Origin of the sequence: Fibrella aquatica (assembly GCF_041321135.1) — a bacterium.
In the GTDB taxonomy this organism is placed as follows: Bacteria; Bacteroidota; Bacteroidia; order Cytophagales; family Spirosomataceae; genus Fibrella; species Fibrella aquatica.
Genome location: NZ_JBGGWF010000006.1, coordinates 181,289 through 202,424, shown reverse-complemented (window position 1 = coordinate 202,424; position 21,136 = coordinate 181,289). Strand labels below are relative to the sequence as shown.

Annotated in this window: 20 protein-coding genes; 11 read left to right on the top strand and 9 right to left on the bottom strand. The window is 50.1% G+C overall.

All coding sequences use genetic code 11. From position 1 onward, the window contains the following. Nucleotides 1-107: 107 nt before the first annotated feature. The 3 genes from ACAW87_RS15980 to ACAW87_RS15970 form a co-directional block, all read right to left on the bottom strand. On the bottom strand, nucleotides 108-1,040 hold the full coding sequence (locus ACAW87_RS15980) for a DMT family transporter (protein ID WP_370724613.1): 933 nt from the start codon (nucleotides 1,038-1,040) through the stop codon (nucleotides 108-110). Nucleotides 1,041-1,146: 106 nt separating this feature from the next. Continuing rightward, on the bottom strand, nucleotides 1,147-2,226 hold the full coding sequence (locus ACAW87_RS15975) for an LptF/LptG family permease (protein WP_370724611.1): 1,080 nt from the start codon (nucleotides 2,224-2,226) through the stop codon (nucleotides 1,147-1,149). 9 nt (nucleotides 2,227-2,235) lie between these two features. After that, a complete protein-coding gene (locus ACAW87_RS15970; protein ID WP_370724609.1) occupies nucleotides 2,236-2,898 on the bottom strand; it encodes a metal-dependent transcriptional regulator in 663 nt (220 codons plus the stop codon). Nucleotides 2,899-3,116: 218 nt separating this feature from the next. On the opposite strand from ACAW87_RS15970, the gene ACAW87_RS15965 reads away from it, so the two are divergent. Both ACAW87_RS15965 and ACAW87_RS15960 read left to right on the top strand, forming a co-directional pair. Then, complete coding sequence (locus ACAW87_RS15965) at nucleotides 3,117-4,430, top strand: Nramp family divalent metal transporter (RefSeq protein WP_370724607.1); 1,314 nt, start codon at nucleotides 3,117-3,119, stop codon at nucleotides 4,428-4,430. Nucleotides 4,431-4,508: 78 nt separating this feature from the next. Beyond that, nucleotides 4,509-5,684 carry a hypothetical protein gene (locus ACAW87_RS15960; RefSeq protein WP_370724605.1) on the top strand — a complete coding sequence of 392 codons (1,176 nt, stop codon included), beginning with the start codon at nucleotides 4,509-4,511 and terminating at the stop codon, nucleotides 5,682-5,684. A 122-nt stretch (nucleotides 5,685-5,806) separates the two neighbouring features. Here ACAW87_RS15960 and ACAW87_RS15955 read toward each other — a convergent pair whose 3' ends face one another. Then, on the bottom strand, nucleotides 5,807-6,046 hold the full coding sequence (locus ACAW87_RS15955) for a type B 50S ribosomal protein L31 (protein ID WP_370724604.1): 240 nt from the start codon (nucleotides 6,044-6,046) through the stop codon (nucleotides 5,807-5,809). Nucleotides 6,047-6,641: 595 nt separating this feature from the next. On the opposite strand from ACAW87_RS15955, the gene ACAW87_RS15950 reads away from it, so the two are divergent. The 3 genes from ACAW87_RS15950 (at nucleotide 6,642) to ACAW87_RS15940 (ending at nucleotide 9,892) form a co-directional block, all read left to right on the top strand. Then, nucleotides 6,642-9,110, top strand: coding sequence for a ribonucleoside-diphosphate reductase subunit alpha (locus ACAW87_RS15950; protein ID WP_370724602.1), 2,469 nt, complete (start codon nucleotides 6,642-6,644; stop codon nucleotides 9,108-9,110). Between the two features lie 126 nt (nucleotides 9,111-9,236). Next, on the top strand, nucleotides 9,237-9,695 hold the full coding sequence (locus ACAW87_RS15945) for a DUF6934 family protein (RefSeq protein WP_370724600.1): 459 nt from the start codon (nucleotides 9,237-9,239) through the stop codon (nucleotides 9,693-9,695). Nucleotides 9,696-9,712: 17 nt separating this feature from the next. Further along, nucleotides 9,713-9,892, top strand: a complete 180-nt coding sequence (locus ACAW87_RS15940; RefSeq protein WP_370724598.1) for a hypothetical protein — start codon at nucleotides 9,713-9,715, stop codon at nucleotides 9,890-9,892. Nucleotides 9,893-10,113: 221 nt separating this feature from the next. Here ACAW87_RS15940 and ACAW87_RS15935 read toward each other — a convergent pair whose 3' ends face one another. Next, nucleotides 10,114-10,329 (bottom strand): DUF4926 domain-containing protein, encoded by a 216-nt coding sequence (locus tag ACAW87_RS15935; RefSeq protein ID WP_370724596.1) that lies wholly within the window; start codon nucleotides 10,327-10,329, stop codon nucleotides 10,114-10,116. A 259-nt stretch (nucleotides 10,330-10,588) separates the two neighbouring features. Further along, nucleotides 10,589-11,431 carry an endonuclease/exonuclease/phosphatase family protein gene (locus ACAW87_RS15930; protein ID WP_370724594.1) on the bottom strand — a complete coding sequence of 281 codons (843 nt, stop codon included), beginning with the start codon at nucleotides 11,429-11,431 and terminating at the stop codon, nucleotides 10,589-10,591. 289 nt (nucleotides 11,432-11,720) lie between these two features. Between ACAW87_RS15930 and ACAW87_RS15925 the strand changes: the two genes are divergently transcribed. Then, nucleotides 11,721-12,170, top strand: coding sequence for a cold-shock protein (locus tag ACAW87_RS15925; RefSeq protein ID WP_370724592.1), 450 nt, complete (start codon nucleotides 11,721-11,723; stop codon nucleotides 12,168-12,170). A gap of 129 nt (nucleotides 12,171-12,299) precedes the next feature. Then, the gene (locus ACAW87_RS15920) at nucleotides 12,300-12,494 is read left to right on the top strand and encodes a hypothetical protein (RefSeq protein WP_370724590.1); all 195 of its coding nucleotides are present in this window, start codon (nucleotides 12,300-12,302) and stop codon (nucleotides 12,492-12,494) included. Between the two features lie 133 nt (nucleotides 12,495-12,627). On the opposite strand, the gene ACAW87_RS15915 is transcribed toward ACAW87_RS15920, so the two are convergent. The 3 genes from ACAW87_RS15915 to ACAW87_RS15905 all read right to left on the bottom strand — a co-directional run bounded on the left by ACAW87_RS15915 (nucleotide 12,628) and on the right by ACAW87_RS15905 (nucleotide 16,157). Next, a complete protein-coding gene (locus ACAW87_RS15915; protein WP_370724588.1) occupies nucleotides 12,628-13,380 on the bottom strand; it encodes a succinate dehydrogenase/fumarate reductase iron-sulfur subunit in 753 nt (250 codons plus the stop codon). A 115-nt stretch (nucleotides 13,381-13,495) separates the two neighbouring features. Further along, the gene (locus ACAW87_RS15910) at nucleotides 13,496-15,433 is read right to left on the bottom strand and encodes a fumarate reductase/succinate dehydrogenase flavoprotein subunit (RefSeq protein WP_370724586.1); all 1,938 of its coding nucleotides are present in this window, start codon (nucleotides 15,431-15,433) and stop codon (nucleotides 13,496-13,498) included. Between the two features lie 25 nt (nucleotides 15,434-15,458). Next, nucleotides 15,459-16,157 (bottom strand): succinate dehydrogenase cytochrome b subunit, encoded by a 699-nt coding sequence (locus tag ACAW87_RS15905; RefSeq protein ID WP_370724584.1) that lies wholly within the window; start codon nucleotides 16,155-16,157, stop codon nucleotides 15,459-15,461. 418 nt (nucleotides 16,158-16,575) lie between these two features. Between ACAW87_RS15905 and ACAW87_RS15900 the strand changes: the two genes are divergently transcribed. The 4 genes from ACAW87_RS15900 to ACAW87_RS15885 all read left to right on the top strand — a co-directional run bounded on the left by ACAW87_RS15900 (nucleotide 16,576) and on the right by ACAW87_RS15885 (nucleotide 21,093). Continuing rightward, entirely contained in the window at nucleotides 16,576-17,274 is a 699-nt protein-coding gene (locus tag ACAW87_RS15900; protein ID WP_370724582.1) for a hypothetical protein, read from the top strand. Nucleotides 17,275-17,506: 232 nt separating this feature from the next. After that, nucleotides 17,507-18,133 (top strand): TetR/AcrR family transcriptional regulator, encoded by a 627-nt coding sequence (locus tag ACAW87_RS15895; RefSeq protein ID WP_370724580.1) that lies wholly within the window; start codon nucleotides 17,507-17,509, stop codon nucleotides 18,131-18,133. A gap of 106 nt (nucleotides 18,134-18,239) precedes the next feature. After that, nucleotides 18,240-19,856 carry a TolC family protein gene (locus ACAW87_RS15890; protein WP_370724713.1) on the top strand — a complete coding sequence of 539 codons (1,617 nt, stop codon included), beginning with the start codon at nucleotides 18,240-18,242 and terminating at the stop codon, nucleotides 19,854-19,856. A gap of 103 nt (nucleotides 19,857-19,959) precedes the next feature. After that, nucleotides 19,960-21,093, top strand: coding sequence for an efflux RND transporter periplasmic adaptor subunit (locus ACAW87_RS15885; RefSeq protein WP_370724578.1), 1,134 nt, complete (start codon nucleotides 19,960-19,962; stop codon nucleotides 21,091-21,093). The last annotated feature ends 43 nt before the right edge of the window (nucleotides 21,094-21,136 follow it).

Below are 21,136 nucleotides of genomic sequence, written 5' to 3'. Positions count from 1 at the left end.
AATTAAGAATTGAGAGTTAAGAGTTGAGAAGTAAGAGACAAGAAACAAGATGGCGCGCTGCTAAGCCAAGTTTGATAATTCAGCAGCGTCATCTTGTTTCTTGTCTCTTAACTCTTGCTTCTATTCAAAAAAGGATAAGCCAGCACGGCTAGTAAAATAACGAGTGTACCAATGTAAAAGCCTGCAGTCATGCGTTCGCGGTCGTTGAAAATCAGTACGGCCAGCAGAATACCATATACAGGTTCCAAATTTACGGTCAGAATAGCCATGTAGGGTGAAAACTTGCGTAAGAGGCCTACGCCCGCCGTGTATGCGTAGACCGTACAGACGAAAGCAAGGATAAAAAGCCACATCCATTGAGCCGGCCGTTGGGGCAATAATTCGGTCATGGGCGGGTTGACCACGGCTATATAAATGCCGCATAGCACCGCCGACGTCAGAAAAGCGCCGATCATTTCGTGCCGGGCAATCACCAGCGAGCTATGCCGTTGCGCAAAGCGGCTGTTGATAATGGTGAACAGGGCTGCCAGCATAGCCGAGAAAACCGCCATAGTCAGCCCGGCTACCTTATCGAATTCGAAACGAAAAATCAGATAGAGGCCCGACATCACCACCGCACCCATAATCACTTCAATGGCTTTGATGCGCCGTTTCAGAATAATGGGTTCCAGCGCCGAGGCCCATAGTGAACTGGTGGCCATACCCGCCAAACAGACCGAGGCGTTGGCCAGCCGGGCCGCCCAGAAAAAGGCAAACCAGTGAACGGCAATGATACCGCCCGTAGCCAGTAACGCCCATTGGTCGCGCGCCAGTTGTTGATCTTGGCCAGGCGCATCCACGCCGGGTACGTTGCCAATTTGCGTTTTGTCGGGCCGGACTTTCAGTACCACAATAAGCCCCAGGGCGGCCAGTCCGGTACGCAAAGCCACCAGAGCAGGAGCTCCCAGCGGTTCGAGCAGAAGACCCAGAATAGCCGTAAACCCCCAGATGACAACCAGAAAGTGCAAATGAAGATAATCGCGGAAGGAGGGGTTGGGCATAATAGAGGTTCAAAGTTCCAAGTCCAATGTTCAAAGCCGCTTTGCTGCTTAACCAATCGTTCCTCGGCAGAGCGACTTTGAACATTGGACTTGGAACTTTGGACTTTTATCTCGGTATCGTGTTATACAGCAGTACGCCGATGCCGGCGAAAATAATGTTGGGAAGCCAAACGGCTATGATTGGGCTGATAGCGCCGGACTCGGCAACGCCTTTGGCCAGCATATAAAAGAGGATATACACAAAGGCCAGAATGAAGCCCAGTGCCACCTGCCAGCCTACCCCCCGCCGACTTTTTCGGGCCGACATGATTACGCCAATAACGGTGAGAATGACAATGGCAAACGGGCGCGTGTCGCGGGCATATTTTTCGAGCAGGTACGTCTCCACACCGTCGGCACCCCGGCTTTGAATGAGCGCTATATAGCTGTCGAGTTCAGGCTTGGTCAGGGTTTCGAACAGGCTGAAATCAGAATCGAAATCAGAGGGTTTCAGATTGAGGGTCGAGTCAATGCGGAGGCCGGGCGTGAGGCTTTCGCGTTGTTGATCGTCGAATTTGCGTACCTGATAATCGTAGATGGTCCACTTCCCTTTTTTTGTATCCCACTCAATGCGGTCGGCCGATAGTTTCTGACGGAGCTGATTGCCGCGTACTTCTTCCAGTGTGAACTTATACCCCGTGTTGTTCAGGTTGTTATAGCTTTCCAAGTAAGCATACACGTTGGGCGATACTTTCAAGTGTATGTTTCGACCCGTGTAGGTGTAGGCATCTTTGGTGTATTTCAGCTCGAAACCGATCCGGGTTTTGTTGGCCCTTGGAATCAGGTAGTTAACCATGTAATAGCTAACCGCCGCCAATATCAGCGAACCCATTACGTAGGGAACAAGCAACCGGATAAAGCTGACGCCACTGCTCAGAATGGCAATGACTTCAGAGCGGGCGGCCAGCTGAGAGGTCAGAAACACGGTGGCAATGAACACCATTAGCGGACTAATCATGTTGGCCCAGTGCGGAATGAAATTCAGGTAATAATCGAACAGGATAGCGGCACCGGGAGCCGAACGTTTTCGAAAATCATCGACTTTCTCGGTGTAATCAACTACGCAGACAATCAATACGATGAGCAGCACTACGAAAACGTAGGTCTGCAAAAACCGCTTCAAAATGTACCAGTCAAGTATTTTCATCAGGCCTATTCAGGGAGATACCAACAAATTCTTCGCCACTTCATGGCTAATGAACAACGCCTGTCCGGGCCGAATTGTCACTTGCATCGACCGGTCGAAGGCACTGATTTCAGAAACTTTAACAACGCTGCCCAGGGTTAGTCCGCAGGCGTCGAGGTGTTGCAGAAAGGCTACCGAATGGTCGAGCACCCCCATCAGACTAGCTTCATCGGCAGGTAACAGGTCGGCTAATTTACGGTAAGTTACGTCGGGCATCAATCCGGCCGGGGTGGGAATAGGGTCGCCGTGGGGATCAAATTGCGGATGGTTCAGAAAAGCATCCAGGCGGCTCACCAGTTCGCTGGAGCGGACATGTTCCAATTCTTCGGCCATTTCGTGCACCTGATCCCAGCCAAAACCGAGCTTATCGACCAGAAAAACTTCCCACAGCCGATGCCGTCGAATAATGGTCAGGGCCATGCGTTCTCCTTCCTCTGTTAGCCGAACACCCTGATACCGTTTATAGTGAATTAATCCTTTGTCGGCCAGTCGTTTAAGCATATCGGTGACTGAGGCGGCGCGGGTAGCCGTCATTTCGGCTAAGGCATTGGTTGTTACCTCACCTTCCTGCCTACTGGCAATGGCGTAGATCGTTTTCAGGTAGTTTTCTTCAGTGAACGATGTAGTCGCCATAAAATCGCAGGTACGTTCTTTCCCGTTTGTACGAGTAACGTGAACAAATGTCAGGCAAATGTAGTTTTTTGATCAGTAATAATAAATTTTTAGACGAATCTAAAAAACGAGTTCAAAGTCTAATGTTTAAGGTTTAATGTTGCGCTGCATGAGGCATAAACAGTATTGATGCAGCGCAACCTTGAACCTTAAACATTAGACTTTGAACCCCTTATTTTATGGCCTGGCGGCGGGAAATCTTTACTCAATCGTTACCGGAAGCGCATGCCAGTATTCACGTACCTACGTCGGCTGGTTTTTTTCGGACTTTAAAAGCGTACCTCGGCCCCGGACTGATGGTGGCTGTTGGCTACATGGACCCCGGCAACTGGGCTACTGATATTGCTGGTGGAGCTCAGTTTGGCTACAAGCTGCTGTCGGTAGTCATGATTTCTAATCTGTTTGCGATTCTGTTGCAGCACCTGTCGCTTAAACTCGGTATTGCCACTGAGCGCGATCTGGCGCAGGCCTGCCGCGATCATTACAGCCGCCCCGTAGGAATGGGTTTGTGGGTATTGGCCGAGATTGCTATTGCCGCTACCGATTTGGCCGAAGTCATTGGCTCAGCCATTGCCCTGAATCTGTTGTTTGGGATGCCACTGCCCGTTGGTATTGTTATCACCGCCGTTGACGTGCTGCTGTTGCTGTGGTTGCAAAACAAGGGTTTCCGCGTTATCGAACTTATTGTGGCGGGACTGATTTTTATGATTCTGGCTTGTTTCGCTTACGAACTGATCGTTTCACGCCCCGAAATCAGTGCTGTGCTGGGTGGTCTTGTGCCCCGCGCCGAAGTGGTGACCAATCCGAAAATGCTGTATATCGCCATTGGTATTTTGGGAGCAACCGTGATGCCGCATAACCTGTATCTCCACTCCAGCATTGTACAAACCCGCGATTATCCCCGTAATGACACCGGGAAAAAACAGGCCATCAAATTTGCTACCATCGACTCGTCGGTGTCGCTGTTGCTGGCTTTCTTCATCAACGCCGCCATCCTGATTCTGGCCGCTGCCGCTTTCCACTTCTCCGGCAATCAGCAGGTGGCCGACATTACCGATGCGCACCGCCTACTCGATCCGGTGTTGGGCGTGCAGGTGGCCGGTACAGTGTTTGCCGTGGCGTTGCTGGCGTCGGGCCAAAACAGTACGCTCACCGGTACGTTGGCTGGGCAGATTGTGATGGAAGGTTTTCTGAATCTACGCCTGAAACCCTGGGCCCGCCGCCTCATAACCCGGCTGATCGCTATTGTACCCGCCCTGGTGGTGGCCATTATTTACGGCGAAAAAGGGACGACCGAACTGCTCGTTTTTAGTCAGGTCATTCTATCACTGCAACTCAGTTTCGCCGTGGTCCCGCTCGTTCAGTTTACCAATGACCGCCTTAAAATGGGCCGTTTTGTCAACCCCACCTGGGTACGTTACCTCGCCTGGAGCGTTGCCAGCATCATCATCGCCCTAAATGTGTATTTGTTAGCCGAAACGGTGTTTGGGTAACGTTTACTTTGTTGCTTGGTGTTTTCGGTTGCAGAATGACTATCTTAGAGTCATTACGCCTAAGGGCCAAGCGATTGTATGAAGAGCGTACTACTATTTTCCCTGGTGATCTTACTGACAGGTAGTTGTAAACACCAGCCTGACCTTGATCCGAGTACATTTGAGGTGGCTGCTTGGATTGATTACGGTACCAAGCCTGTCTCTGTACAGTTTCGGGGGACTCTATTCCAATCAATGGTTGGTCCCGTTGAAACGCCTTTCGATAAGGCAGAGGTGTATTTGTCTGACGGCCAATCGGGAAACTACCAATTGTTGACAACAACCGATCAGGCCAGCTATTCGTTGCCGGGGTTAAAGCCGGGGACCTCATACTACGTTCAGGTGAAGGGTACCTTAAGCGGGTATACCGCCGAAAGTAAACCAGTTTTGGTGGTGAACGATGTGGTGTTACCCGCCAACAAGCTGATGCCCTACGACCCGCTTGCTTTGTACTACGTATCGTCGGCAGGTTTTCCCGTGATTCGGCAGAAAGCAGAGTACACGAATATCTCCAGTATCATAACCACGACGTTGATCGATGCAACTGGAACGAAACCGTTGGCTGCTTATGGCGGCTCAACGACCAGTCAGCTTCTTTTCAAGGGATGGAACAGCACAAATCAGCGCGCTTTTTTCGAAATAAGCCGATCGGCCAAACGTGGATTGGTAAGCTATGACGTAACCACAAAAACGTATACCGACCTGCCCTTACCGGCCGAGGCTGACCTGTGGAACTACGCCCTTGCCGCTGATGGTCAGCAGGTCGTCTTTACCGACTATAAACGCTCCGGCCTGTGGTATTTCGATGCGCGAACCGGTTTGCAGAAGCAACTTGACAGTCAGCTTACCGTATATAACCTAAGCTGGACGCCCGACAGTAAGTCTATCTGGCTCACGAGCCCGAACAGCGGCGGCGGCATATCAGTAAAGCAGTACGATCCCGCTACATCGACAAGAATAAGCGTATTCGATGAAAGTGGTAGCCTGTCGGGCGTTCAGCCGTCGCCAGATGGTCAATGGACCCTATACGCGAACAATACCTCTGGACAGGATATTTTGTGGCTTCGAAACAATGAAACCGGCTACAAGCGGCCCGTAGGATTGGTCAATCAATACGGTTGGCTAAATGATGGTACGTTCTGGGCGGCTTACCGGGCTAACGACATCAGAGCACAAGCCGAGCGCGACTCGTTTATCTGGGCGTTCAGGCCGTAAAGAGTCAGACGGGTAAAAATATAAAACGGTCGTAGCGCCCGGACTGGGCAACCTGTCAAATGCAAAATCCCGTCTTATTTTCGATAAGACGGGATTTTGATAATGGGGGAAGGCGTAGTCGCTTACTTGCCGTATTTCTTACGGAACTTGTCGATACGACCAGCGGTATCGAGCAGTACGTTCTTACCCGTATAGAAAGGGTGCGATTGTGAGCTAACTTCGATTTTAACCAATGGGTATGTTTGACCTTCGAACTCGATTGAGTCTTTAGTCTGAACCGTCGAGCGCGTTACAAATTTGTAGTCGGCCGACATGTCGTGGAATACCACATCGCGGTACTCTGGGTGAATGCCCTTTTTCATTGTATCTATCTGATTATCTGCCAAAATTCGGTTTCCGTCCGAAAAGGATTGCAAAAATACGGGCTTTTTCGCTGACACACAACACTTTCTGCCAACGAATTGCAGAATTAACCGCACCCTAATATTAATGGCGTAAAACGGTAGCAGAGGCTGGCATTTTCGAGCGTAAATCGGCTATTTTGATCTATTGCTTCGTATGACACCTTTCCTTTTAACTATCAACTCTATATATCGGATAGTTTTTATGGGTTGCGGGCTATATAACTTTTCTGAGTAGTACCTTTTCTAGGTACGTTGCTACATAGCTTGCTGTAAGTCGTTTATGATCAGTCGACAACCAATGACGAAGCGAGTTTATCGAGTTTCACTTTTCAAAGGACTTGCTCAAAGAGTGAATTTTTCGGCGGCTTTTGGGTTACCTTTAACAGTGACTTAACGTCTATTTTAAGCATTAAATGTTTCTGTATTTATCTAATTGTCAACACATTGTATCATAACCGATTGGCCTGTTGTGGAACGGTTTCTCTGATCATTCCACAGCTATGTTAATCCTATAATTCACGGTAAAACGCATATCTAACCCCCTACAAGCACCATGTATGTAATTAAGCGAGATGGCCACCGGGAGTCGGTCAAATTCGACAAGATCACCGCCCGTATCGAAAAACTGTGCTACGGCCTCGACCCAGCCTATGTACAACCCGTTGAAGTAGCCATGAAAGTGGTCAACGGTCTTTATGATGGCGTGAAAACCACGGAACTCGACAATTTGGCGGCAGAAACGGCCGCGTCGATGACTACCCGGCACCCTGATTACGCGATTCTGGCAGCCCGCATTGCTATTTCCAATCTGCATAAGGAAACGAACAAATCATTTTCGGGCACCATCAAGCGACTTTACAACTATATTGATCCTAAGACGGGGGAAAATGCGTCGCTGATTTCAAAAGAGGTATACGACATCGTTCGGGAGAACGCCGCTATCCTCGACTCCACGGTGATCTATGACCGTGACTACGGCTATGATTACTTCGGCTACAAAACGCTTGAGAAGTCATACCTCCTGAAAATGGAAGGCCGTATTGCCGAACGTCCGCAGCATATGCTCATGCGGGTATCGGTTGGTATTCACATGGACGATATCGACGCGGCCATTGATACCTACAACCTGCTGAGTGAGAAGTGGTTCACCCACGCTACGCCTACGTTGTTCAACGCCGGTACGCCGAAGCCACAGATGAGTAGCTGCTTCCTGCTGACGATGAAAGACGACAGCATTGAAGGCATCTACGACACGCTGAAGCAAACCGCCAAAATCTCGCAGTCGGCGGGTGGTATTGGCCTGAGTATCCACAACGTGCGGGCAACAGGTACATATATCAAAGGCACTAATGGAACTTCGAACGGTATTGTGCCGATGCTGCGCGTGTTCAACGACACCGCCCGGTACGTTGATCAGGGTGGTGGAAAGCGCAAAGGTTCGTTTGCCGTTTACCTGGAGCCCTGGCATGCCGATATTTTCGACTTCCTGCAACTAAAGAAAAACCACGGTAAAGAAGAAAACCGCGCCCGTGACTTGTTCTTCGCCCTGTGGACACCCGATCTGTTCATGAAGCGGGTAGAAGACAACGACGTTTGGTCATTGTTCTGCCCACACGAGTGCCCCGGCCTGTCTGATGCCTACGGCGACGAGTTCGAAGCCCTCTATACGCGTTACGAGCGTGAAGGCCGTGCCCGCCGTACGGTAAAAGCACAGGATCTGTGGTTTGAAGTGCTGGAGAGCCAGACCGAAACCGGTACACCATACATGCTGTACAAGGACGCTGCTAACCGGAAATCGAACCAGAAGAACCTCGGCACTATCAAGTCGAGTAACCTCTGCACCGAGATCATGGAATACACCTCGCCCGATGAGGTGGCGGTGTGTAACCTGGCCAGTATTGCCCTGCCCAAGTTTGTGCTGAAAGGTGACGATGGCGTGTTGCGGTTCGACCATCAGAAACTATATGAGGTAACGCGCACAGCCACACGCAACCTGAACAAAATCATTGACCTGAACTATTACCCCGTTGAGGAAGCCCGGCGCTCGAATATGCGGCACCGGCCAATCGGTTTGGGTGTACAAGGTCTGGCCGATGCCTTCATCATGCTGCGTATGCCGTTCGAATCGGACGAGGCGCGGCGATTGAACGAAGATATTTTCGAGACGATCTATTACGCGGCTATGACTGCTTCGCTCGAACTGGCTAAGAAAGAAGGTCCTTACGAAACGTGGAAAGGCTCGCCGATCTCGCAGGGTCAATTCCAGTTCGATATGTGGGGTGTAACGCCAAAATCGAACCGTTGGGACTGGAATGCACTACGCGCCGAAGTAATGGAGCACGGTGTTCGTAACTCGCTGTTGCTGGCTCCCATGCCAACCGCCTCGACGAGTCAGATTCTGGGCAACAACGAATGTTTCGAGCCGTACACCAGCAACATTTACACCCGCCGTGTACTGTCGGGCGAATTTGTGGTGGTGAACAAGCATCTTCTGCGTGATCTGGTGAAACTGGGTCTGTGGAACGATGCGATGAAGAACAACCTGATCATTGCCAACGGCTCGGTTCAGGATATTCCGAACATTCCGCAAAACCTCAAAGACCTGTACAAAACGGTTTGGGAGATCAAGCAGAAGCACATCATCGATATGGCTGCTGACCGGGGTGCGTACATCTGTCAGTCGCAGTCGCTGAACATCCACATTCAGGATGTGAACTTCGGTAAACTGACGTCGATGCACTTCTACGCCTGGCGTGCCGGCCTGAAAACAGGTATGTATTACCTGCGTACGAAAGCCGCCACTGACGCCGTGAAGTTCACCGTAGTACAGCCACAGGCCGAGCCACAACTCGAACCTGCCATGGCAGAAACCGCCCCCGTCGAAAAACCACTCGACTACGTAGGCTACGCCAAAGAGCACGCGGTGCAGCACCCACAGCAGGTCAGCGAAGCCGAACAAGCCTACGCCGCCATGATCTGCTCAATCGACAACAAAGACGATTGCGAAATGTGCGGATCCTGATTATAGGACTGAATATCAGTTATTTATCGCTCCCGACTGTGCATAACATGGTCGGGAGCGTTAGTAAGTGATAAAATCATAGTAGCCTACAAAAGTCAGATTTCCACGATCCACAACAAATCCATAATGAATCAAGAAAAATATAAGTTAGAAGTAAATAGAGAAAATAACGTATATGTTTTTGAGAGTGACGGGCCGCGAGGAGTCATTATGAAAGTAGTCCAGTTCTGCCCAGTTGATTTGGAAGAATCTACTTTTGAGAATGTGTACAATCTTGGGTTCGGCGACTATGATTCAACAACAGGAACACTGGATGATAAAGTAAATTCTAACAATGGGGATAGGGATATAGTGTTAGCCTCGGTTGCTGCTGCCGCACTTCATTTTTTGAGTGAAAATTCAAACTTAACATTACGTGCAGTGGGTAGTACGCCAGACCGTACCCGGCTATACCAAATGGGCATAAACAGGTTTTACGATGAAATTATAACCGATTATGTTATGTGGGGATTGACGGAAAGTAAAGGTTGGGAGTTATTTGAACGAAACACAAACTATCAAGCGTTCGTAATGCGTAAACGGTAAATCCATATATTTCGCTTATGAAAGCCTCAGCAGAACAAAAATCGATTAGTATAAAGGACGTTGTGATAACGGAGAATCCTGAATTAGGTCGCCTTTTTGGAGGCCGTGTTCTTTTTCCGGAGAAGAATGAACTGGCCAAAGAGCATATTCGCCAGTACGGATTGCCCAAGGATCTATCCATTGCAAAGCCTTCCTAGCGCTAGGAATAGTCAATACGTCACTTACTTAAGGGTTATAAAAAGAATGCCCGCCTAGTTTTAAACTGGGTGGGCATTCTTTTTATAACCGTTTATCAGCTATTCGACCTAGCTATTTCATCGACAACTTCACCATAAGGGGTTGGCGCTTATAAAGCGTTTCGGCGCGTGGTGTTGGCTCACCTGCTGGGTACGTATGGAAGACGTGTAGTACGTGGTGATTATTCCACCATATCCGCATGTAGGTAGACTTTCAGCAGGTTATCTCCTGATACGGTAGGTGAAGCGTAGGGGATACCGTTACGATCTGCAAACTCTAACAGATATCGCCCCTCTGGGCCGATGTCGATAATTACCCCCACATCGCCACGCCGTAAATTATGGTCTGGCAGCGTTACCGTGAGAGCCACAATGTCGTGCAGTTTAAGCGTTTCCATCTTTTTTCGGTTAACACGTGATTAGTTGATCTGTAACTGGCTGCCCTATCGGGGCAAAACAGCGTAGCGCCGGTAGAAATGTAGAGCTAACCCGAAATTCGTGCGTGCCGTAGCCGGGCCGCCGTTGCGGTACGCGACAATGCTCGGTGGTGTACCTATGGCACACGTTGATATTGAACCGATAATATATCTCTACCGACGCTACGCTGTTGTGCTTCTATGGAGCAATGGGTACTCCTGAATTTTACATGATTGCCTACTACTTCATCATCAACTTCACCACAACGGGCTGGTGATCGGAGGGGTAGCGTTGATCTTTGGCGTCGGAGAGAACGGCGTAGGAGAGGACCTTGATGGGTTTGCTAACGAATACGTAGTCGATGCGATCTTTTAGCGGGGCATCGAATTTGAAGCCGTTGAACGTTCCTACGGGGCCATAGGGCGGCATTTCGGTTACCTGATACGAATCGTTCAGGAGCGTTTGGATGGTTTTTACCTGCTCGGTGTCGGGGGTTGAGTTCAGGTCGCCAACGCAGATGGTCAGGTCGTTACCGGCGATTTCCTTCATTTTCTGCACCATCAGCTTACCCGATTCGCGGCGGGCTACTACGCCTTGATGATCGAAGTGAACGCTGAAGAAGTAGAACGTCTTTTTGGTGGTTTTGTCTTTGAACCTTGCCCACGTGCAAATTCGATTGCAGCAGGTGGCATCCCAGCCTTTGCCAGGTACGTCGGGCGTTTCGCTCAGCCAGAAATCGCCGGTTTTCAGTAGCTCGAATCGGTCTTTCTTGTAGAAGATAGCTGAGTGTTCACCGGCTTCTTTCCCATCGTCGCGGCCTTTTCCAACAAAAGCGAACTCGTTCATCTCGGTCAAGTCCGTAAGCTGTCCGCGTAAGGTTTCCTGTACGCCGAAGAGGTCGAAATCGTGGTACCTGACCAGGGCTTTTACCATCTCTTTGCGGTTGGGCCAGGCGTTGATGCCGTCGCCGGCATTATTGTAGCGAAGGTTATACGAGGCAACAGTTATCAGCTCTTTCTTCTGGGCAAAGGCGGTGTGCATCCAGAACAGGCTACAGGCGCTTAACAATATGACTAGTTTCATAGCAGGCTATGCGTCGGTATAGGGTAGATAACTGCCCGGTTTTAGTTTGAGATAAATGGGGGCTTAAAATAGGGCTGAAAATAGAGTTTCAAACCTATTTCATATTAAATGGGCCGAAAAGGTCGAATAATAGTAAAAAAGTACAACTTTTCTTTGCGGTTTACAGTTGCCTATACGGTGGGTTATGTTATACCCACACGGATTGGTAGCCTACTGCGGCGTTAAATGACCTCTCTGACAACCAATCCTGGCGCATCTGCGCGGGTTTCTCACTTAATACCAATCTTGAATGGAGACATTTAGCAAAAAAGAAAAAGAAAAAGCAAGACAGAAAAAGAGAAAGGATAAAGACGAGAAGCGGGAAGAACGCAAAGCCAGTGCTCAGAAAGGTCTAGGTCTTGACGACATGATGGCCTACGTTGACGAGAATGGTAACATTACCTCGACGCCGCCGGACCCAAATAAAAAGCGGCGCGTCATCGACCAGGCAGACATCCAGATCGGTGTGTCTAAACAGGAAGATGCAGCCCCTGAAGATTTAGTCAGGAAGGGTATTGTAACCTTCTTTAATTCCTCGAAAGGCTATGGCTTCATTCGGGATCAGCAGAGCCAGGAAAGCATTTTTGTGCACATGAATGGTCTCATCGATGCTATTACCGAGCAGGATAAGGTAACCTTCGAAGTAACGAAGACGCCTAAAGGTCCGAATGCTGTTGAAGTTAGAAAGCAAGTAGCTTAATACAGCTTCAACGAGTTCGTCAATAGCAGGCCGCATGCGCCCGGCCGACAAGATTCGCGCACAAACCACGTTGACTAGTTATACAGGACGGCCGTGTAGGCGTCCATATTCATTTTAAACATACGAATCATGAGCAAGCCTGTTTATACATCCATTCCACCTACTACTGATAATGTGTATTGGATGCTTAAATTTTCGGACGGAAAAACAAGTATCTACGTTCCACGGGATAAGGATCTTGATCGTCAACTGAAAATCAAATTTCAGGCCGAAGTCGCTGCCCGCACATCGGTTAAGCGGAAGCGGAATAGCTCAGCTTCATAATCTTAGGTACGTTGTATCTATTTTGAGCAGCAGATCAATCAGCATTGGTTTGCTGTTTTGCTTTGCTATTTTTCCTACAAAAAATGCCCGACTATTTCTAGCCGGGCATTTTTTGTAGGAAAAATAGCAAAGCTTACATTGCTTCTGACGTGATTTTGGCACCCAGATATTCGCGGTTCAGGCGGGCAATATGGTCAAGCGAAATCTCTTTCGGACATTCAACTGAGCAGGCTCCGGTGAATGAGCAGGCGCCAAATCCTTCGGCATCCATCTGAGCAACCATACGCTCGGCGCGTAGACTGGCTTCGGCCTGGCCTTGTGGTAACACCGCGAGGTGAGACACTTTCGCCGCTACGAACAGCATAGCCGATGCATTTTTGCAAGCCGCTACACAAGCACCGCAACCAATGCACTGGGCCGCGTCCATAGCTTCATCGGCAATGGGGCGGGGCACTAGTGTTTCGTTGGCATCACGAGCCGAACCAGTGTTGACCGATACGTACCCACCCGCCTGCACGATCCGGTCAAACGCTGACCGATCGACCATTACGTCTTTAATAACGGGGAAGGCCCTAGCGCGCCATGGTTCAACCACGATGGTGTCGCCATCGCTGAACGAACGCATGTGCAACTGGCAGGTAGTAGCCCCTGTTTGCGGGCCATGCGCCCGGCCGTTGATGTACATTGAGCACATGCCGCAGATACCCTCGCGGCAGTCGTGGTCGAAGGCAATAATGTCTTCGCCTTTCATGGTCAGTTCGCCGTTCAGTACGTCGATCATTTCCAGAAAAGACATATCAGGCGATATGTTGTCGAGTTGATAGTCAACGAGTGCGCCCTTTGCGTTCCCGTTGCGCTGTCTCCAGACTTTGAGGTTGACTTTCATGATTTATAGTCGAAAAAAGTGCCGGGTTCCAAGTCTGGAAAGTCTGTTTCAGTTGAAGACTTTTTCATACAAAACGGACTTTCCAGCACTTGGCACTCTGTACCTGGCACTCTTGTTATTTATAACTACGCTGGGTGAGTTTGACGTTTTCGAACACGAGCTCCTCTTTGTGTAATACTTCAGGTACGTTATCCCCTTTGTACTCCCAGGCGGCTACATAGGCGAAATCGGCGTCGTTACGCTTGGCTTCGCCGTCTTCGGTTGCGTACTCTTCACGGAAGTGACCGCCACATGATTCCTCACGAGCGAGTGCATCGTCGACCATTAGTTCGCCCAGCTCAATGAAATCGGCTACACGACCAGCGCTTTCCAACGCCTGATTCATTTCTTCGTTTTCACCCAGTACCCGAACATTCTGCCAGAAGTCGGCTTTCAGGGCCTGAATCATCTTCTTGGCTTTCTTCAGTCCTTCGGCCGTGCGCGACATACCGCAGTATTCCCACATGATGTGGCCCAACTCCTTGTGATAGGTGTCTACGGGCTTGGTGCCTTTCGTATTCAGGAACCGATCGATCGTGTGTTTCACATTCGCTTCGGCTTCTTTAAACGCAGGGTTATCAACCGATACTTTATCGGCGGGGCCAATGGTGGCCAGATAATCACCCAGTGTGTAGGGAACAACGAAATAACCATCGGCCAGGCCCTGCATCAGTGCCGAAGCCCCCAGGCGGTTAGCACCGTGATCAGAGAAGTTGGCTTCGCCCAGTGCATAGAGACCGGGAACGGATGTCATCAGGTTGTAATCGACCCACAAGCCACCCATTGTGTAGTGAACAGCCGGGTAGATCATCATCGGTGTTTCGTACGGGTTCTCGTCTACGATCTTTTCGTACATCTCGAACAGGTTACCGTATTTGGCGGCAATGGTTTTCTGACCATCACGCTTAATGGCATCGGCAAAATCCAGATATACCGCCAGACCTGTCGAGGCCACACCGCGCCCTTCGTCGCACATGTTCTTCGCGTTCCGTGAGGCCACGTCGCGGGGAACCAGGTTACCGAAGGCCGGGTAACGGCGCTCGAGGAAGTAGTCGCGGTCTTCTTCTTTCAGGTCAGTTGCTTTCAACTGCCCCTTCCGAATTTTCTCGGCGTTTTCTTTTGTTTTGGGCACCCAAACGCGACCATCGTTCCGCAGCGATTCCGACATTAGGGTCAGCTTAGATTGGTAATCGCCTTTAACCGGGATACAGGTTGGGTGAATCTGCGTGAAACAAGGGTTGGCCATCAGAGCGCCTTTCTTGTGTGCACGCCAGGCCGCCGTTACGTTCGATCCCATCGCGTTGGTCGACAGGTAGAATACGTTACCGTAACCGCCTGTACATAACAACACCGCATGAGCTGAGTGCGACTCGATTTTACCCGTTACCAGGTTACGCGTTACAATACCACGGGCTTTTCCATCCTGAACCACCACATCGAGCATTTCGGTGCGGGGATACAGCTTCACTTTACCATTGGCAACCTGACGACTGAGGGCCGAATAGGCGCCCAACAGCAGTTGTTGCCCGGTTTGGCCCCGTGCATAGAATGTACGTGATACTTGCGCGCCACCAAACGAGCGGTTGGCTAACAAGCCGCCATATTCGCGGGCGAAAGGTACCCCCTGCGCCACGCATTGGTCAATGATATTGACGCTCACCTCGGCCAGACGGTATACGTTGCCTTCACGAGCGCGGTAGTCACCTCCTTTGATGGTGTCGTAGAACAGACGGAACACGGAGTCGCCATCGTTCTGGTAATTTTTAGCGGCGTTGATACCCCCCTGCGCCGCAATACTGTGGGCCCGGCGGGGGCTATCCTGAAAGCAGAATGCTTTCACGTTGTAGCCTAATTCGGCTAGTGAGGCAGCGGCAGACGCACCGGCAAGACCCGTACCTACAACGATAACGTCGTATTTACGCTTGTTGGCGGGGTTTACCAGCTTAAGAGCAAACTTGTGCCGTGACCATTTTTCGGCAAGGGGCCCTTCTGGGATTTTTGACTCTAAGTTCATAGACAATCGTTGTTAGGAAAGCTACTTATCCGATTATACCTACGTGTTTTAAGAACATATATACCGGCATCGCTGCGAAGAGAGCCGGGATGAGAATGCCGAAGCCATATACACCCAAAAACTCAATTAGTGGGGTATATTTCTTGTGGCGCAGACCAATTGTTTGGAAACCACTTTTAAAACCATGAACCAAATGGAAGCCCAGGGCGCCCATTGAAATTACGTAGATGAGCACGTACCACCAGTGTGAGAAAGCCTCAACCACGGTAACGTACAAATCTTTGTACTGTTTGCCGTCATATTCAGCCATAGGTACACTGCCAAAATGCATTTCGTACCAGAAGGTGCGCATATGGAGAACAATAAAGACGAGCAAAATTGTGCCCAGAATTCCCATATTTCGCGACGACCATGGGCTGTTCGCTTCGGGACGGGCATAGGCGTATTTGACCGGACGGGATGCCTGATTGTGGCGCGTAAGAATGAGGGCCATCAGCGCATGAACAATAATCGACGTGTAGAGCAGGTAGGAAACCGTCATGATCACCGGATTGTGGGTCATGAAGTAACTATACTCGTTGAAGGCCCGGCCTTCATCACCTTTAAATAGCTGAAGATTGCCCGCAACGTGAACAATCAGGAACGTACACAGAAACAGACCGGTAAGTGACATAATCACCTTCCGACCAAGCGAACTGGCTAACGTTTGGGTTACCCAAGACATAGATTAGTTGGCAGAGATAAACAGTTGAAAAACAACAAAACAAGTCTTTGATTTTGGCTAAAGTGTAGCCTCTGAAAGACCGCGTAAAAGTACAGCCCGATGGATACGCAAACAAGGTAGATCCCTGTTTTTTGCCATTGGTAAGGTGCTTTGAGCGTATGTTCGCTAACTACCTGTTAAATAGGTTTGTTTCAATACCAATCTACTTACGCCATTTTAGTCGGCGATAAAGATCAGGATGAGTACGAATAGCGCTAATGGAAACAGGCTATTTTTCTGATTAACAGATCTGTTACATCACTTATAGATGCTTGCGAATCTGCCCACAAGTACTTATATTTACTCTACTATTTCAGTAAACTAACAACTCTAATGAACGCCGGTCACCGATAGGGTGGAACCCGGCTTTTTTGCGCTTATGGCACGTACCAAATATCACCCTGCACAGCTTCAGATTGATTTTCTGGCCAACTTTCGCCAGATGCTTATTAGTCTGGGCAACGCCGATAACCTGCCTCACAATGAGGCTCTCTTTGTCCGTATGACTGATCTGTGGGAAAGTCGGAAAGTGTTGCCGGCCGATCTGCTGTTTCAGAAAAGTCCCGTTGACGCGGTAGTATATCGACTTCAGAAAGAAGACGGGGTATCTGGCGAGAACCGGCTCCGTTTTCCGGCCGATCTAATGGCCGGTGAACTGCGCGGCACGCCCGGCCTCACCGGGTTTTCGGCTAAATTCAGGGAACAGGGTTGGATTATATTGCCGGCCGAACTGTCAGGTATGTACAAAAACCTGTTCCTTAACATTTTGGCTGCTTCCGTTGGATTGGAACACCTGTACCCAAGTCGGCGCGAGTTGTTGGCCGAGGCCGAAAAGGTGGCGCTGGCATCGCTGTTGCCCGAGTCGGAAATGAAGAAATTCTTCGGTATCAAGCTGTCGCGTTTTCCCGATTCGTTCAGGAGCGAGGTGTCCAACTATTTCAACCTGCCTTTCGATTACGTGCTGAAACGCGCGCAGCATATGGGTGCTGTTACGGCCGAGGCAGTAGAGGAGGCCACTAATCCGCGTAGTGTTCGGTCAACAACGCTCCGTAAGGTAGCTACTTCGAGGGCCGCTTAGGTGTAATTTAATCAGTTGTTTAGACCGTATGTGTAAAAAGGGTGATTCGTCGGGATCACCCTTTTTACGTTTGTGGCTGGGGAGGTTGATTAGGAAACGTGTAACCCTGTGCGCCTAAAAGGTCTATGTTGTGTTTTGGTATTAATCACAGACTGTTTTTACCTGAGAAAAGAATCTTAGAAAAACTGAGGAAACTTTAAACTTTCTGTAAGTTTCCTCAGTTCCGGCCTCAATGAACGTACCTGCAAACGAGACCATTAAGGACAAAATACTGGCTGAATCGGCGAAGCTGCTCTGGAAGTACGGTGTACGCACGATTACGATGGATGATATTGCCCGTCGGTTAGGCATTTCTAAAAAAACCATTTATCAGCATTTTTCCGACAAGGAAGATATTGTTTATCAAGCGGTTAAATATCATATCGAGTATGAAATGATGGAATGTGATCGGGTGATGTGTCTGGATATGAACCCGATCGAAGAGATATTGCTCGTGTCGGAGATGATGCGCCGTCAGGCCGATCAGGTGAATCCAAGTTTGTTGATGGACGTGCAGCGTTATTACCCTAAAGCGTGGGCGGTTTTTCTGGAACACAAAGAGAAACGCATTGTCAGCGACATTAAGGCTAACCTGCAACGGGGCGTAGACCAGGGTTTGTACCGGACCGATATCGATCTGGAAACAATGGCCCGCCTGCGGGTTGAACTGGTTCAGTTGGGCTTCGATGACCGCCTATTTCCCAATAACAAAGACGTTTTATTCACGCAGGATCAGTTGGCGCACCACTTCATTCGGGGTGTGCTGACCGAGGCCGGTTTTACCGTGTATAACGAGTGCTGTACCCGATTTTTAAAATAAGTACTATTTGATTCTTCCATAACTAATGAAAACTCCTTTACGAAAACAGACGCTCAGGCGGTTCATACCAGCGGTTTGTCTAGCCGTAAGCTGGCTGGGGGCAACTATGCCGGGTACGTTGCTGGCGCAGGTACCTGCTGCCGGGGCGCCAACGGGAACCGTGCCTACGCAGCCATCGGTAGGGCAACAGCCAACCGGAGCGGCCGCCAGTGGTCAGCAACCCGGAGCCCAGCAACCGGCTGGCACAGGATCGATTTCACCCGATGGGCAGGCAACGGTCCCTTCGCAGCCAGGTACGTTACCGTCGGGGACTACCCAGTCGGGTATTCAGAATACAACGGTCAACTTGCAGCCAGGCAATATTTCTACGTTCAACTCGGGACTGGCTCCGGCCAAAACAGGGTTGAAGCCAGCTAATCAGGCAGGAAACGGGCAATCGTTCTCGATGCAGGAAGCCATTGACTTTGCTATTAAGCAGAACATCAACGTGCGCAATACGCTGCTCGACGCGGTAAGTGCCGAAGCTCGGATTCTGGAAGTAAAAGCGTCGGCGTTGCCTCAGGTAAGCGTCAACGGCTCATTCACGGATAACCTGATTATTCAGCGTGCCTTTTTACCGGCAGTCTTCTTCGATCAAAATGCCTCTCCCGATGCACCTGCAGTGCCGGTTCAGTTTGGGGTGAACTATGCCGGAAACGCAACCGCCAGCGTGAACCAGTTGCTCTATAGCGCCAGTCTGAATGTGGGCTTACGCGCGGCGGCAACCTACCGCGAACTAGCTCAGCGTACCACGCAGGCGACCAAAGTGACGGTAGCCGAGCAGGTTGCGAAAGCCTATTACGGTGTGTTGGTAGCCCGTGAACGCTCGAAACTGCTTGACCTGAACATTGGCCGGTTAGATACGCTCCTGCGCGATACACGTGCCTCTAACCAGCAGGGTTTCGTAGAAAAACTGGATGTGCAGCGACTGGAGGTACAAGCCAATAACTTACGGGCTGAGCGTCAGAACGTAGAGAACCTGATTCAACTGAGTTACGCGCTGCTGAAATACCAGATGGGCTTGACGGTCAACGATGAAATCACGCTAACCGAAGAGTTGCAGGATCGTAACCTGGCCGAACTTGAATCGTTGATTGCGCCTGATCCGACGTTCCAGTACCAGAGCCGGATTGAGTATTCGACCTTACAAACGCAGCTTAAATTGGCCCAACAGGATATTGAACTGACCCAGAAAGGTTATTACCCCACCGTGTCAGCGTTTGTCAACTACGGGTACAATAACGGTAAAAACCGGATTGGCGATATGGTTACCACCCCCTGGCTGAATTTCGCCACGGCTGGTTTAAGCGTCCAGATTCCGATTTTCGATGGGTTTCTGAAAAAATACCAGATTGCTCAGAAGCGCATCACGCTCCAGAAAGCGCAGAATAGCGGTGAGTTGCTGAAAAACTCGATCGATCTGCAAATCCGGCAGTCGAGCATCACGTTGAACAATGGTTTCCAGACGTTGCAAACGCAACTGCGCAACCGTGATCTGGCTCAGGAGATCGTTCGTGTAACCCGGATCAAGTACAAAGAAGGCGTTGGCTCGAACATCGAAGTACTCAACGCCGAAACCAGCTTCCGCGAGGCCCAAACCAATTATTTCGCCTCCCTCTACGATTTCCTGATTGCCAAAGTAGATCAGGACAAAGCACTGGGCCGGCTGTATACAGGACAATAAAATTTGCGAAGTACGAATTACGATGTACGATTTAGCTCTGCAACTGAACAGGGAAAAGGATCGGCAGCGTAAATCGTACATCGTAATTCGTAAATCGTAAATCATGAAACAGACATATATACTTATTGCGCTGCTGGGTACGTTGCTCGCGGCATGCGGGGAGAAGAAAAGCGACCTGCAAACGAAGAAGGCCGAACTGGACAAGCTAAAAGGCGAGCAGGCCGAACTAAGTGCGAAGATCAAAGGGCTGGAAGGTGAATTGACCAAGCTCGATCCGGTGAAGCGCGAAGAAGCGAAAGTAAAAGCGGTAGCGGTTTCTCCGCTGGCGGCCACCACGTTCCGGCACTTTGTGGAACTACAGGGCGCTGTTGATGCGAAGAATAACGTGCAGGTAACGCCGAAAGGGCAGGGCGGAGTCATCACGGCCATGTACGTGTCGGAAGGTTCGCCGGTTCGGCAGGGTCAGGTGATTGCCAAATTGGATGATCAGATTGTGCGCGAATCGCTGGCTGAGGTGCAGACGCAACTCGCGCTGGCTAATACGGTTTTTGAAAAGCAGAACAACCTCTGGAAACAGCAGATTGGCACCGAATTGCAATACCTGCAAGCCAAGAGCAACAAAGAATCGCTGGAGCGTCGGATTGCTACGGTGAAAGCGCAGTTGGGTCAGTCGTCGGTAACGTCGCCTATTTCGGGCGTTGTTGATCAGGTGATTGGCAAGGTTGGTCAGGTGGCAGCACCGGGCATGGGCATTGTGCGGGTGATTAATTTGTCGCAGTTGAAGGTGGTTGCCAAAGTGGCCGACACCTATGCAGGCACCGTGAAACGCGGCGCTGCTGTTCAGGTTGTTTTCCCCGATATCGACAAGCAGATCAACGCACCGATTAGCTTCGTATCGACCTCGGTTGACCCACTGAGCCGGACGTTCACGATTGAAGTTCCACTGCCGTCAGACAAGGCCCTGAAACCAAACATGCTGGCGCAGGTGAAGATCAACGATTTCTCGAAGCCAAACGCCATTGTGATCAATCAGAGCCTGATTCAGAACACGGAGAACGGTCAACTGGTGTACATCGCGGTTACGGAAGGCAACAAGAAAATTGCCCGCGCCAAGAAAGTGGTGGTGGGACAGAGCTATGGCGGACAGATCGAAATTACGCAGGGCCTCAGCGCCGGTGATCAACTCATCACGCAGGGCTACCAGGAAGTGACAGACGGACAAACTATCTCATTTTGAGTTTGTGGTTTGTGGTTTGAGGTTTGTCGTTGCGCTGCTACGG

Bases quoted from the DNA above. Each gene is read 5' to 3' on its own strand.
- ACAW87_RS15980 (WP_370724613.1), bottom strand. From the start codon at position 1,040: ATGCCCAACCCCTCCTTCCGCGATTATCTTCATTTGCACTTTCTGGTT.
- ACAW87_RS15975 (WP_370724611.1), bottom strand. From the start codon at position 2,226: ATGAAAATACTTGACTGGTACATTTTGAAGCGGTTTTTGCAGACCTAC.
- ACAW87_RS15970 (WP_370724609.1), bottom strand. From the start codon at position 2,898: ATGGCGACTACATCGTTCACTGAAGAAAACTACCTGAAAACGATCTAC.
- ACAW87_RS15965 (WP_370724607.1), top strand. From the start codon at position 3,117: ATGGCCTGGCGGCGGGAAATCTTTACTCAATCGTTACCGGAAGCGCAT.
- ACAW87_RS15960 (WP_370724605.1), top strand. From the start codon at position 4,509: ATGAAGAGCGTACTACTATTTTCCCTGGTGATCTTACTGACAGGTAGT.
- ACAW87_RS15955 (WP_370724604.1), bottom strand. From the start codon at position 6,046: ATGAAAAAGGGCATTCACCCAGAGTACCGCGATGTGGTATTCCACGAC.
- ACAW87_RS15950 (WP_370724602.1), top strand. From the start codon at position 6,642: ATGTATGTAATTAAGCGAGATGGCCACCGGGAGTCGGTCAAATTCGAC.
- ACAW87_RS15945 (WP_370724600.1), top strand. From the start codon at position 9,237: ATGAATCAAGAAAAATATAAGTTAGAAGTAAATAGAGAAAATAACGTA.
- ACAW87_RS15940 (WP_370724598.1), top strand. From the start codon at position 9,713: ATGAAAGCCTCAGCAGAACAAAAATCGATTAGTATAAAGGACGTTGTG.
- ACAW87_RS15935 (WP_370724596.1), bottom strand. From the start codon at position 10,329: ATGGAAACGCTTAAACTGCACGACATTGTGGCTCTCACGGTAACGCTG.
- ACAW87_RS15930 (WP_370724594.1), bottom strand. From the start codon at position 11,431: ATGAAACTAGTCATATTGTTAAGCGCCTGTAGCCTGTTCTGGATGCAC.
- ACAW87_RS15925 (WP_370724592.1), top strand. From the start codon at position 11,721: ATGGAGACATTTAGCAAAAAAGAAAAAGAAAAAGCAAGACAGAAAAAG.
- ACAW87_RS15920 (WP_370724590.1), top strand. From the start codon at position 12,300: ATGAGCAAGCCTGTTTATACATCCATTCCACCTACTACTGATAATGTG.
- ACAW87_RS15915 (WP_370724588.1), bottom strand. From the start codon at position 13,380: ATGAAAGTCAACCTCAAAGTCTGGAGACAGCGCAACGGGAACGCAAAG.
- ACAW87_RS15910 (WP_370724586.1), bottom strand. From the start codon at position 15,433: ATGAACTTAGAGTCAAAAATCCCAGAAGGGCCCCTTGCCGAAAAATGG.
- ACAW87_RS15905 (WP_370724584.1), bottom strand. From the start codon at position 16,157: ATGTCTTGGGTAACCCAAACGTTAGCCAGTTCGCTTGGTCGGAAGGTG.
- ACAW87_RS15900 (WP_370724582.1), top strand. From the start codon at position 16,576: ATGGCACGTACCAAATATCACCCTGCACAGCTTCAGATTGATTTTCTG.
- ACAW87_RS15895 (WP_370724580.1), top strand. From the start codon at position 17,507: ATGAACGTACCTGCAAACGAGACCATTAAGGACAAAATACTGGCTGAA.
- ACAW87_RS15890 (WP_370724713.1), top strand. From the start codon at position 18,240: ATGCCGGGTACGTTGCTGGCGCAGGTACCTGCTGCCGGGGCGCCAACG.
- ACAW87_RS15885 (WP_370724578.1), top strand. From the start codon at position 19,960: ATGAAACAGACATATATACTTATTGCGCTGCTGGGTACGTTGCTCGCG.